The sequence below is a fragment of the Gemmatimonadaceae bacterium genome (genome assembly GCA_035533015.1).
Lineage (GTDB): Bacteria > Gemmatimonadota > Gemmatimonadetes > Gemmatimonadales > Gemmatimonadaceae > JAGWRI01.
The window spans coordinates 31564-43650 of sequence record DATLUQ010000029.1; the positions used below are offsets into that span (position 1 = coordinate 31564).

Consider the following 12087-nt stretch of genomic DNA (forward strand, 5'->3'; position numbering starts at 1 on the left):
GTCTCAGCTCACTGCCGCCGCCGACCACGCGACGTCGGAGAGCTCCAATTTGCGGAACCGGAAGCCACCCCACAGCGCTGCCCCGATCGCGCCAGCGTAGATCGCGGATTCGTCCGTGATGACCTCGGCCGCCCCTTCGCCCGTAACCGGCGCCTTCTTGCTCATGGCATCCCGGAGTGCGGCGAGCATCCCCACATCGCCCGCCAATCCGCCGCTGACGAACACCGGTCCGTCGAACTGCAGCGACCGCAACAAGCGCGCGAATCGGTCGGCCATGCTCTGGTGCACTCCCCGCAGGATGTTGGCCGTGGTGATTCCTCGCGACACCATGTTGATCACGTCGGTTTCGGCCAGCACGGCGCAGATGGAACTCACCTTCTCCGGCTCGTCCGCCTGGAGCGACAGCGGACCGATCTCGTCGTGCGAGACACCCAGGTACCGGGCGATGTTCTCGAGGAACTGTCCAGAGCCCGACGCACACTGGCTCGTCATCTTGTAGTCCAGCACCCGGCCGCGCTCGTCCATCGCCAGCGCGCGTGTGTGCAGGGCCCCGACGTCGAGCACGGCGCGGGCCGGAGGGGCCAGATGCAGTGCGCCCCGGGCGTGCGCCGTCATGCCGTAGAAGTGCCCGGTGGCGTATGGGAACTCCGCGCCCTCGCCAGTGGTCGCGATGTAGTGGATCGCATCGACGCCAGCCGCATCCGTGGCGGCCTGGAAGACTTCGTCCACGACCTTGGCCACGACCCGGCGGCGGATGCGCGACGATTGCTGCGTGAGCATCGTGGCGTCACCGTCGGCGTCCGTCCGCATGATCACCACTTTCACGGCGCCGCTGCCTACGTCGATCCCTGCGCTCAGAGTGCTCATCAGGCCACCATCCGATTGGCGAACAGCGCGGCGCCCAGCGCCCCGGTGTAGATGCTGTCCGCCGAGATGTTGATCGTGCGCGCCCCATAGTTCTCGTCCACGAGGTCGCGAATGGCCCTCACGGCCGCGGCGTTCTTCGCAACGCCGCCGGTGAAGGTGAACTCGTCGCTCACGCCGCCCGAGCGGGCGAGCAGGCTCATCGCGCGGAGAATGATCGCGCGATGCAATCCGGCCAGGATGTCCTCCCGCTTCTGGCCGAGGCCGAGCAGTTCGCGCAATTCGGCTCCCGCGAACACCGTGCACGTGGAATTGATCTTCACCGCATGCCGCGACTGCTCGGCGAGGGGTCCCAACTCGTGAAGCCCGAGGTTCATCTCATCCGCGATGTAACCGAGGTACCGCCCGCAGCCGGCCGCGCAGCGATCGTTCATCTGAAAGCTCGTGACGATCCCCTCGGCATCCACCTGGATCGCCTTCGTGTCCTGGCCGCCGATGTCGAGCACCGTCCGCGTATTCGGAAACAACACGTGCGCCCCGAGCCCGTGGCAGAGGATCTCGCTCCGGATCTGTTCCTTCGGAAACGGCAGCCGCGCGCGGCCGTACCCCGTGCCCACGGTCGCCACCGGCGTGAGGTCCGTGGCTACCGCGTGGTCCACCGCCGCGGCCAGACCCTCCGGCGTGCCCACGCGCTTCAGGGCATCGGCGATGTGATCCCGGAAGTCGAGATCGAGCGGCTCGTTCTCCACGCGGATGATGCACTTGTCGTACACGCCGATCAGCCGGTCGAACGTCACCCCCGTCGGCTCGGCCACCTCTTCGGCGATGCGCATGAACGCCGACCCGGCGGCGTCGCGGAAGAAGTCCGAGCGGGTCGCCGGCGGCTGCCGGAAGAGCGCGACCTCCTCGTCGGCGATGCGGCCGCAGATCCGCTCCAGCGCCTCCGTGAATGCCGTGCGGAGGTCCGGCGGCGCCGCGCGGGCCACCTCTTCACGCATCAACTCTTCGAGTCGCCGCAGTTGATGCAGCATCTGCTCCAGCACGAATGCCCGCCGGAGACGCGCCACGGAATCCTCCCGTTCGGCCCCCGCCAGCCGCTGCTGGATCAGCCCGAACCGCGCGTTGATCAACGCCTCGGTGCGCGCCACCGCCGCGGCCAGATCGTAGTTGGAACGCGAATTGGTGATCCCGCGCCCCAGCATCTCGCCGTTCCCGTCGAGCACCACGGCCTTGGTCGTCGTCGACCCGAGATCGATCCCGATGACGCAGCTCATGCGGCCGACCTCCGGCGAGCGTCGATCATCTGGAAGTAGCTCTCGAGGCGATTCTTGATGTTGGCCGACGAGAAGTACCGCGGATCCACCAGGTCGCTCTCGATGAACGCGCCGGGAACCCCCGTCCGCTTCTCCACCTCGCGCAAGATCATCAGCTGCCCGGCCGAGAATGAATTGCACGACTTTATGGAATTGATCACGAAGCCGTCCGCCTCGTACTCGCGGATGTACCGCGCGATCGTGTCGATGCGCGACGGGAGATTGAGGTTCGTGTAGCACCCGCTGCAGTAGTCGGCCATCGTGCCGAGCGGGTCGTTGGGATCGTGGCGAAAGCCGGTGTCGTACGTCCCGCCCACCTTGGTGTACGTGGACGCCACCACCACCGCCTTCTCGTCGGTGAACATCTTCCAGAAGTCGCGAAAGTGCGTCCAGCTCGGCGGCCCCTCCACCACGAGCCGGTACCGTTGGTCGTCGAGCGAGCCCGAGGGCGTGATCGGACCCAGCCCCGCCGCGGCGCGCGCCTCGATCTCCTCGCGCAGCGCGCGGTAGTACTCCACGCCCTCCTCCGTGCCGCGGAAGGCGCTGAAGATCGGCCCCACGTAGTACACCGTGCCGAAGTAGCCGTCGATGGGACTCGGCCGCTGCTTCGCCGATTCCAGCACGGCCACCAGGTCGTCCTCGGCGCGCGCCGAGAGCGCCAGACGGCGACGAAGTTCCTCCTCGTCGTACTTGCGGCCGGTAGCCTTCTCCAGCGCCGGGATCACCGTGTCGCGGAGTTGCCGGATCATGTACTCGCGATGCTCCGGCTCCAGCACGCCGTCGCCCTGATACGGCACGTGGAAGAACACCGCCGGACAGTCGTACTCCTCGCGCAGCAGTTCGAACCACTTCATGAACGTGTAGCACCCCGTGTACGACAGCAGCAGCAGGTCGGGCTTGGGCAGCTTGGTGCCCGCGGGCGAGATGTTGCCCGACTTCATCATGCCGATGTCACACTTCACGTACGCGCACACGTCCTCCGAGTGGCCCGACCGCTCCGCTTCGGCGATGTACTCCCCCGACTGCTTCCGCATGCCCGATTGCAGGGCGTTGATCTCGGGCAGCACGGGCAGCGCCCCGAACGAGCGGATGAGCTCCGTGAGATTGCCCGGCACGAACGTGTAGACCACGGGCTCGTGCCGCGCCGGAGCCTGCTCCAGCCGCGCGAAGTGCTGCGCAATCATCTCCTTCTGGAGCAGCATCGATTGATCCTTGAGCACCTCGGCCATCAGGCGGCCCCCCAGAGCTTGAGCGAATCGGAGAACGTTCCGGCCTGCTCGCGGAACTGTTGGAACTGGCCCGTGTTCTCCGCATACTTGAACGCGATGCAGGGCAACCCCGCGCGCTCGGCGCCGTTGCGCAGCATCGGCTGGTCGAGCAGCGCCGGATCGCAGAAGCTGGGGGTCGCGAAAATGATCCCGTCGGCGTGCGCGGCGTCGGCACGCTGCTTCATCAGGTTGCGCTTGCCGTCCGGATCGCCCTCGAACAGCACGGAGGTCTTCAGGTCGTTGCGCACGAACGCGTCGGCCAGATTGCGCAGCGGATCGCCGTCCAGCGGCACATCGCGCGTCATGAACCGGTCGCCGAGCAGGAAATCGTCGTCCACCACGTAGCAGCCCGCCTTCTCGATCGACTTGATCAGCCCCAACGGCGGCTGCTCGCAGAACGCGCCGGCGATCACCACCCGGCTGTTGTCGCGCGGCCGGCGGCGGTCGGCATTCACCCCGTCCAGGTACTCGCCGACGCAGGCGATGAACTCCTCCGGCGGCACCACCTCGCCGGCACGGAGCAGCAGGTACAGCTCCTCGGTGGGCACGTCCCACGGCCGCTCCTGCCGCACCGCGTACAACGCCCGGATCGCCGAGCGCATCGCGTTGTACAGCCCGATCGATGCCGCGAGGTCTTCGGGCGTCGGCACCTTTCCCGAGACCGCACCCAGGTCGTCCACGAGACGGTGCAACTCCCCTTCATAGAACTGCGCTGCGGCCGCCGCGTCGGGTACCTGCGGAATGTCGATGTACCGGACGTAGGTGCCGGGGTAGAGAAGCTTCCACATGCCCGACAGGTTGCGGATCACGTCGCACGTGGACGGAAAGAGCACCGCCGAGAGCATGTCCAGCCGCCCCGATTGCGCCAGCTCGATGACCGACCGCGGCAGGTGGCAGATGTACGACTGATAGAAGGCGTCGCCGCGGATGATCTCCAGGCGGTCGCCGCCGCCGTGGATGCCCACGGGCAGAAACCCGCAGGCGTGGAGCACCTCGCGGGGGACGTAGACGGGGAGATAGCCGGCCGCCTTGCGGCCCGGATGCTGCTCGAGCCACCGGTGCACGGCACCGAAATCGAGATCCTCGTACAGTTCACGTGCCCAGGCGACGACAGTGGCTCGAGACACTCGGCCTCCTGAATGGAGGGGCAACCGGTCGAGGACGAGAGCCCAGAGCTTGCCGGCCCCCTCCCCGAACCATCTATTCCGAACGAACGTTCGAACGATTATAATGGGGACGTTGGCTCCGCTGTCAATAGCGACTTTTCGGCGCCTGGTACTTTCTGGGTGCCTTACCGCCGTCCTGCGCCTCGGCCCGGACGGCAGGAGTAAGGGTGCGGCCATGACATACCAGTTCCGCGGTCTGACCCTCTCGAAGGTCGGCATCGTCGGCTCCGGCAACATCGGACCCGACATCGCCCTCCATTTCGCCAAGACGCTCGCGTCCTCCAACGTCGCCGTGGTGGTCGTCGATGTCGCCCCCGAGGCGCTCGCCCGCGGTCGCGCGAAGCTCGAACAGAAGGTGCGCAAAGCGCGAGAGGGCGGGGCGTTCACGGACCGCCAGGCCGACGCCATCCTCCACGCCGTCACGTTCACGGACGACTACGCGCTGCTCGGCGACGCGGGATTGATCGTCGAAGCGGCGACCGAGAATCTCGAGGTCAAGAAGCGCATCTTCGCACAGCTCGAGTCGCTGGTGTCGGCCGATGCCGTGCTTGCATCCAACTCGTCGCACATCGAGCCGGAGCTGATCTTCGCCGGATTGCGCGATCGCCGGCGGGCGCTGGTGCTTCACTACTTCTTTCCCGCCGAGCGAAACCCCGTGGTGGAGATCGTCTCGGGGCCCGATACCAGTGCGACGCTGGTCGACGATCTCCTCGGCTTCTACGAAGCGATCGGCAAGGTTCCGGTGCGCGTGGGCGGCCGGTACGGCTACGCCGTCAATCCCGTGTTCGAGGGGCTGTTCCTCGCCGCAGCGCTGTGCGTCGAGGAAGGCCTGGGGACGGTGAAGGAGGTCGACGTCGCGGCCAGACGCGCGCTCGGCCTGGGCATCGGCCCGTTCACCGCGATGAATCTCACCGGCGGCAATCCGATCACCGACCACGCGCTGGACGAGATGACGACCCGGGTAGGCCCGTGGTTCCGCTCGCCCCAGTTAATGAAGGACGCGATGGCCTCGGGCCGGCCCTGGGACGTAGCCAGACGGGACGAGCCGGTGGCGCTCCCCACCGAGCGCGAGGAGCCGATTGCCGACGCGATGATGGGCGCGTATTTCGGTCTCGTCGGGGAGATCCTCGACAGTGGCATCATCTCGCTCGGCGACCTCGAACTCGCCGTCGAGATGGGCCTCGCCGTGCGGGCGCCGTTCGCGTTCATGAACGCGCTCGGCGTGGAGCGCGCGTTGGCGCTGGTCCAGGCATACGCGGCCGGTCACCCGGGCTTCGCGGTGCCGACCGCCCTTGCCAGGCAGGCGCGCGGCGGCCGGCCATTCGACATTCCATATGTCCTCCGGCGCGACGTCGGCGACATCGCCGTGCTCACTATCCGGCGGCCGCAGGTGCTCAACGCGCTCAACGACGATGTCTACCGCCAACTCCACGACCGGTTCACCCTACTGCGGGACGAGGCGCGGATTCGTGCCGTCGTGCTCACCGGATTCGGGACCAAGGCGTTCGTGTCGGGCGCGGACGTCAACTTCCTCGCGGCGATCGCGACGCCGGACGAGGGGTTCCGCACGTCGGAGCGCTCCAAGGCGGCCGGGAACCTGATCGAGAACCTCGGGAAGCCGGTGATCTGTGCGCTCAACGGTTCGGCGTTCGGCGGCGGGAGCGAACTCGCCATGTGCTGTTCGGCGCGCATCGCGCGGTCGGGCTTGTCTGTGGCGATGGCGCAGCCGGAGGCGAACCTGGGCATCGTGCCGGGCGCTGGCGCCACACAACGGCTTCCGCGCCTCGTGGGCGTGGAGCGTGCAGCCGAGATGCTGCGCACGGGACGCGGGCTATCGGGACGGGAGGCCGTCGCGTGCGGGCTGATCCGGGAGGAGGTGGACGGCGACGTCGTGGAAGCGGCAATCCAACTGGCACGCGCGGCGGCGGACGGCCGTGTAACGCTGGCCCGGATCGACCGGCGGCCGCTCGATGTCCCGGCGACTCTGCCGGACGTCGCACTGGGGCACCTCAGCCGGGCAATCGACGGCCTCATGTGCAGAGCGATTGTCGAGGGCTGCCGGCAACCGCTGGACCAGGGTTTGCGGTTCGAATCCGAAATGTTCGGGGAATGCTGCGCAACCGAAGACATGCACGTCGGGATGCGGAACTTCTTCGAGCATGGACCGCGGGCACCTGCGGAGTTCGTCCACCGATAGCACAGGAGGGGCCGGTCATCCCGGCCCCTCCGCAGTCTGCCCAACCGCACTCGACCGATGGATCCGCGGCCTGCCTAGTGCGTGCTCGCCTGGATGACCGGCTTGAAGAGCAGCCCGTTCTGCGTGATGGAGTTTCCGCGCATGACGAAGCTGTTCCCAACCTGGAAGTCGAGGAGCATGGTGGTCGTATCGTTCGCGGATACGGTCACCGCAGAGGTCAGGTTGATCTTGATCCCCGACCGGTTGCCGCTCGGGAACATGATGCCCGGGCTGCTCGCACCGGTGAGGGTCATGCCGTTCATGAGGATGACATTGGACCTGGTCGGGTCGATCACCATCCGGAATCCACTATAGCTGCCCGGCGCCAGTCCGGTTGAACCAAGAGCCAGCGTGTTGCCGTTCTGGTACGACAGCAAGTCCACCGTGGTATCGGGCGTTGCCAGAGTCGTCCACCCGCCGGCCGAGGCACTGTCACCCGCGGTTGCCGAGTCGGCCGCGGCAGAGTCCGCAGCGACCATGCGACCGTCCACACGCACGACGAATACGTTCACGCTCTGGACGGAGTCGGTGGAGAAAGGCGCGTCGGTGAGTTGCAGCTTCAATGCGCCCTGCTGCGGCGCCGTGGAGGCACCGCTGGCACCGGTGCCGCTGCACGCGGCCAGCGCGGCCGCGAGACCCATCACCACCGCGGTGTATCCCATTGAACGAGTGAGCGACATCGTATCCCCTGCGTGTGCGCGGCGCTGCGATCCGCGGGCCTCATTCGTCGAGATCCCAGACGGTTGGGCCGGTCCGCGCTTGAACCCGGCGCTGGTCCGCTTACACGGGAAGTATCGCTGATGTTCCGGATTCGGCGCAGTGCGCGTCGTCACTGAGCATCAGGTCGCATGGCTGGCGACTGATTGCTCGCGCTCCGGCGCACAGGTGGCAGTCAGAAATAGCGCTGGACGACCAACATCGCGATGAGGGTGAGCGCCGTGACGAGGCCCACTGTGCGCGACCACGCCTGTTGGTAGGCTTCCGGGAGCAGCTCCACGAGCACCATGAAGAGCATCGCGCCGGCGGCGAAGCCAAGACCGTACGGAAGCGCCGCGTGGATGTGGGCCACGAAGAGGAAGGCCGGCACCGCCGCGATGGGCTGCGGGAGCGACGAGAAGAGGCTCCACCAGGCGCACGACAGCAGGCTCGCTCCCTGCGGTCGCATGACGGCGCTGATCGCGAGCCCCTCGGGAATGTTGTGCACCGCCACGGCAAGGGTGATCGCGGCGGCGAGCGCGGTCCCCCCACCGAACGACACGCCCACTGCCGCACCTTCGGCAAAGGAGTGCACGGTCATGATGACGATCACGAGCAACATCCGCTGCGCCCCCGCGCCTCGGACCCCGAGGAACTCAGCCTCGTGCTCGTTCCCGCCGAGCAGACGCTGGGTCACGAGGATGAACAGGACGCCAAAGTTCGTCCCGAGGAAAGTCGCCCAGCCGGAGTGGCGCGTACCTTCTACGAGCAGGCCGAAGCTGGCCCCGAGCATGAGACCCGCGGCGATCGCGTTCGCCAGTGCCATGCCCTTGGCCGATACCGTGCGAATGAAGAGGAACGGCAAAGCGCCCAGCGACGTGGCAAGCGCGGTGAGCAGCGCAAAGACGAACACGTGCGCCGTGGGATTCGCCGCCATCCACGCGCTCACGCGATGCGCCCCCCGAGCAGGGCGACGACGCCGGCGGCCACGCTCACCACGACCGCGATGCTCGTGCGCCCGGTGGATCGGTAGCTTTCAGGGAGCAACTCGGCGAGGCAGAGATAGGTGAGCGCACCAAACCCGAAGCCGAGGAGGGGGGCGCCGGCCACCGGGACATCGACGGCCAGCGCGAAGGCCGCGACGGCCAACAGCACCTGGGGGACATTGGTCAGAACGCCAAGCGCGCCCGCTGCGGACCGAGAACGGCCATGCGCGAGCAGGAGCGACCCGAGGACCTCGCTCTCCCAGACGTTGTGCACGGCAAGCGTGCCGACGAGAAATAGCCCGAACCGCAGGTCGACCGCCATCGCGGCGCCGATCGCGACGCCTTCCGGGGCCGCGTGCAGCGCGCTGGCCGCCACGGCGCGCCCCGGGCGAAGCACCTGTTGGCCGGTGCCGAGCCCGAGCCAGAGATGCGACGCGTAGCTCGCGGCGACCCCGGCCACCGCTCCGAGTGTCGCGGCAGTTCCGTCGTGCGCCAGGCCGACGCTCATCAACGCGTAGCCGACGCCCAGCATCGCGCCAGCCGCGAGCGCGCTGTAGATGCCGAGATGGGCGGTACGGCGCACGGGGCGTGCGCCGAGCAGGAAGGGACCCGGCGCCGCCGCGAGCGCGGCGAGAGACGCCCAGGCAGAGAGTCGCAGGACAGTGATGGTCGGCAGCACCGCGAACAAGATAAGGCGAATTCGCCGCCGCGCCGCCCAGGGTCCCGCTGGCCACGCGGCCACGCGAGGGGTCGAGAATCCCGAGATTGCGGTGCAGGGGACGGGTCCGTAGGGCTTCTCCCTATTGTGCGATGGCGCTACGGCGCGGCAACGATCATGGTCGCTTCTGGCATTCCTCGTTCACGGGACGGTTCGCGGTGAAAGTCCTCTTCATTTCTCCAGAGTTCCCCGAAACGTTCTGGAGCTTCACCCATGCCCTGCGGTTCATCCGGCGCAGGGCCTCGCATCCGCCCCTCGGGCTGCTCACGGTGGCCGCCATGCTGCCCGCCGAGTGGGAGAAGCGTCTGGTGGACCTGAACGTCGCGCCGCTCACCGATGCCGATCTCGCGTGGGCCGATTACGCCTTCGTGGGTGGGATGGTCGTCCAGCGTGCCTCCGCGGTCGCGGTCATCGCGCGCTGCAACGCGGCGGGCCTCCCGGTGGTCGCCGGCGGGCCGCTGTTCACGATCGAATACGAGCAGTTCGACGGCGTGAGCCATTTCGTGCTCGACGAGGCCGAGGTGTCGCTGCCCCCATTCCTGGAGGACCTCATCCGGGGGTGCGCCCAGCGGGTGTACCGAGCGCCCGAGTTCGCCGACCTCACCACGACGCCCATGCCGCTCTGGGAGCTGGCCGATCTCTCGCGCTACGCCAGCGTCGGCGTCCAGTACGGCCGCGGTTGCCCGTACGACTGCGACTTCTGCAACGTGACCGCGATGCTCGGCCACCGGCCCCGGACCAAGCGCGTCCCGCAGGTGATCGCGGAACTCGATCGGCTGAGCGAACTCGGCTGGCGGGGCAGCGTGTTCTTCGTAGATGACAACCTGATCGGCAACAAGCGCGATGCCAAGGCGCAGCTCCTGCCCGCCCTGATCGCATGGCGCGGCCGCCACCCCCACGTCCCGTTCAACGCCCAGGTGTCGATGAACCTCGCCGATGACGTGGAATTGCTGGACCTGATGGCGGACGCCGGCTTCGACACCGTGTTCATTGGCATCGAGACCCCGGACGAAACCGCCCTTGCCGAGTGCCGGAAAAAGCAGAACCTCGCGCGCGATCTCGTGGCCGATGTGAAGCGGATCCAGCGCGCGGGAATCGCGGTCCAGGCGGGGTTCATCGTCGGGTTCGACAGTGACACTCCGTCGTCGTTCCGGCGACTGTCCGAGTTCATCCAGAGCAGCGGCATCGTCACGGCCATGGTCGGCATGTTGCAAGCGCCGCCGGGCACGAGGCTCTTCGAGCGCATGCGACTCGAAGGGAGAATCACGGACGCGATGAGCGGAGACAACGTGGACGGCACCACGAACATCCTGCCGGTGATGGGCCTCAACACGCTGCGGGGGCACTACCGCGCGCTGATCGGGCAACTCTACGAGCCCAAGCACTACTATGCTCGCGTGCGGACCTTCCTGCGAGAGTATCGCGCGCCCGCCGTTCGGCCGCGACTCGACACCCAACGCGTGCTCGCCTTCTTCCGGTCGACGGCCCGTCTCGGCGTCTTGGGACGGGAACGCCTCCAATACTGGCGGCTCCTCGGCTGGACGCTGTTACGGCGTCCCCGGCTGCTCCCGCATGCCGTCACCCTCGCCATCTATGGCTACCACTTTCGCCTGATCAGCGAAGGGGTGAACCGGTAGAACGCCCAGCCTCCGCCTGGCGACCTGCGCCGAAGACTCCTAGGATGTAAGGGGCAATCGCGCCCAACCAGGAGAGGCCATGCCGTTCGACGCCGCGCACCTGCACCTGATGGTCAACCATTTTCCGGTCGTCCTGAGTATCGTCGGGATGGCATCCCTCGCCGTAGGGGCCGTCACGCGACGCGATTTCTACTGGCGGGCAGGGCTGATCCTGATGGTGTTGGCCGCCATCGCGGCTGGCGTGGCGATCCTCACGGGCGAGTCCGCGTCCGATGAGATTCGGCAACGCGCGTTCGTGGTGCGCGGAACGATCGGCGCGCATTCGTCCGCTGCTTACGCCGCGCTCTGGGCGCTGCTGGTCGCCGGCGTGATTTCGGGCTACGCCTGGTGGAGTGCGCGCGCCCGTGAGGTGATGGCGCTGCCGGCGTGGCTGCGGGAGCTCGTGCTGATCCTGGCGCTCGTCGGCGCCTCCCTCGTCTCGTATGCCGCGTACCGCGGCGGGATCATCGTGTACGATGCGCCGGTGCTGCAGACGCTCAGGGCACCGTCGGCGCCCTGAGCGCGATGGCGGCGTTGGCCGCGGAACACCTGCCGGCGCCGAGGTGCACGCGCGCGTCATACCGTCATGCGCGCTAGTCTATAGAAGAAGCTGAACTCCGATCGCCGCTGGGATTCGACCCGCGTACGGAAATGCCGGACGACGAGGGGGCGGAATCCAGACGGCGCGGTTCCACAAGCCTCCCGTTATATTCGGACATGGCCTCCAAGGGCTTTCGCGCGTTCGCGGTCACGATGGCGCTCGTCTTCGCCCAGTTCGGAACGATGACGGGAGCCGGGCCGTGCGAATGTGGCAATGCTGACATGGCCCCGATGGCCACGATGGCGCCCGCTTCGCCGCACGACCACATGCCCGCCCGAACCGGAACGCATCAGCCCGTCCCGTGTTCGCAGTCGATGTCGCACAGCGAATGCGGGAGCATGGCGTCGTGCGGCATCCCGGTCATGGCCGCATCGGCCGTGCAGCTTCCGGCCGCTCCTGTGCCAGCGGTCGACTCCTGCCTCGTCGTGATCACGACTCCGCGGAGCGTCGCGCGCGGGCCGGAACCGCCCCCCCCGCGAAGCTGATCCCACCCATCTGATACGCACCGCCGCGGCGCATTCCGCGCCCGCGGCCCATGGGGACGCGCTCCGGTCATCGATCGG

Annotated in this window: 10 protein-coding genes; 3 read left to right on the forward strand and 7 right to left on the reverse strand. The window is 67.6% G+C overall.

The genetic code is table 11. The features are described from left to right. Positions 1 to 3: 3 nt before the first annotated feature. The 4 genes from bcrD to bcrC are packed head-to-tail and all read right to left on the reverse strand — an operon-like array spanning position 4 to position 4572. Entirely contained in the window at positions 4 to 867 is an 864-nt protein-coding gene (gene bcrD, locus VNF92_05935; protein ID HVA57410.1) for a benzoyl-CoA reductase subunit D, read from the reverse strand. Further along, complete coding sequence (locus tag VNF92_05940) at positions 867 to 2138, reverse strand: BadF/BadG/BcrA/BcrD ATPase family protein (protein ID HVA57411.1); 1272 nt, start codon at positions 2136 to 2138, stop codon at positions 867 to 869. The genes bcrD and VNF92_05940 overlap by 1 nt, the downstream gene beginning before the upstream one ends. Continuing rightward, positions 2135 to 3406 (reverse strand): benzoyl-CoA reductase subunit B, encoded by a 1272-nt coding sequence (gene bcrB, locus VNF92_05945; GenBank protein HVA57412.1) that lies wholly within the window; start codon positions 3404 to 3406, stop codon positions 2135 to 2137. Before bcrB ends, VNF92_05940 begins: the two co-directional genes overlap by 4 nt. Beyond that, positions 3406 to 4572: a benzoyl-CoA reductase subunit C gene (gene bcrC / locus VNF92_05950; GenBank protein HVA57413.1), complete on the reverse strand. Its 1167-nt coding sequence runs from the start codon at positions 4570 to 4572 to the stop codon at positions 3406 to 3408. The genes bcrB and bcrC overlap by 1 nt, the downstream gene beginning before the upstream one ends. 214 nt (positions 4573 to 4786) lie before the next feature. Here bcrC and VNF92_05955 point away from each other — a divergent pair, with 214 nt between their 5' ends. Further along, positions 4787 to 6808: a 3-hydroxyacyl-CoA dehydrogenase/enoyl-CoA hydratase family protein gene (locus tag VNF92_05955; protein ID HVA57414.1), complete on the forward strand. Its 2022-nt coding sequence runs from the start codon at positions 4787 to 4789 to the stop codon at positions 6806 to 6808. Positions 6809 to 6882: 74 nt separating this feature from the next. Here VNF92_05955 and VNF92_05960 read toward each other — a convergent pair whose 3' ends face one another. The 3 genes from VNF92_05960 to VNF92_05970 form a co-directional block, all read right to left on the reverse strand. Then, a complete protein-coding gene (locus VNF92_05960; GenBank protein HVA57415.1) occupies positions 6883 to 7509 on the reverse strand; it encodes a DUF4382 domain-containing protein in 627 nt (208 codons plus the stop codon). Between the two features lie 230 nt (positions 7510 to 7739). Next, a complete protein-coding gene (locus tag VNF92_05965) occupies positions 7740 to 8492 on the reverse strand; it encodes a ZIP family metal transporter (GenBank protein ID HVA57416.1) in 753 nt (250 codons plus the stop codon). Further along, positions 8489 to 9208: a hypothetical protein gene (locus tag VNF92_05970; protein ID HVA57417.1), complete on the reverse strand. Its 720-nt coding sequence runs from the start codon at positions 9206 to 9208 to the stop codon at positions 8489 to 8491. Before VNF92_05970 ends, VNF92_05965 begins: the two co-directional genes overlap by 4 nt. 197 nt (positions 9209 to 9405) lie before the next feature. Here VNF92_05970 and VNF92_05975 point away from each other — a divergent pair, with 197 nt between their 5' ends. Both VNF92_05975 and VNF92_05980 read left to right on the forward strand, forming a co-directional pair. After that, complete coding sequence (locus tag VNF92_05975) at positions 9406 to 10884, forward strand: B12-binding domain-containing radical SAM protein (GenBank protein HVA57418.1); 1479 nt, start codon at positions 9406 to 9408, stop codon at positions 10882 to 10884. A 79-nt stretch (positions 10885 to 10963) separates the two neighbouring features. Next, the gene (locus VNF92_05980) at positions 10964 to 11443 is read left to right on the forward strand and encodes a DUF2231 domain-containing protein (GenBank protein ID HVA57419.1); all 480 of its coding nucleotides are present in this window, start codon (positions 10964 to 10966) and stop codon (positions 11441 to 11443) included. The last annotated feature ends 644 nt before the right edge of the window (positions 11444 to 12087 follow it).

Excerpts from the sequence above, each read along its gene's own strand:
- bcrB (HVA57412.1), bottom strand. The coding sequence starts at position 3,406 with ATGGCCGAGGTGCTCAAGGATCAATCGATGCTGCTCCAGAAGGAGATG.
- VNF92_05960 (HVA57415.1), bottom strand. The coding sequence starts at position 7,509 with ATGGGATACACCGCGGTGGTGATGGGTCTCGCGGCCGCGCTGGCCGCG.
- VNF92_05980 (HVA57419.1), top strand. The coding sequence starts at position 10,964 with ATGCCGTTCGACGCCGCGCACCTGCACCTGATGGTCAACCATTTTCCG.
- VNF92_05955 (HVA57414.1), top strand. The coding sequence starts at position 4,787 with ATGACATACCAGTTCCGCGGTCTGACCCTCTCGAAGGTCGGCATCGTC.
- bcrD (HVA57410.1), bottom strand. The coding sequence starts at position 867 with ATGAGCACTCTGAGCGCAGGGATCGACGTAGGCAGCGGCGCCGTGAAA.
- VNF92_05940 (HVA57411.1), bottom strand. The coding sequence starts at position 2,138 with ATGAGCTGCGTCATCGGGATCGATCTCGGGTCGACGACGACCAAGGCC.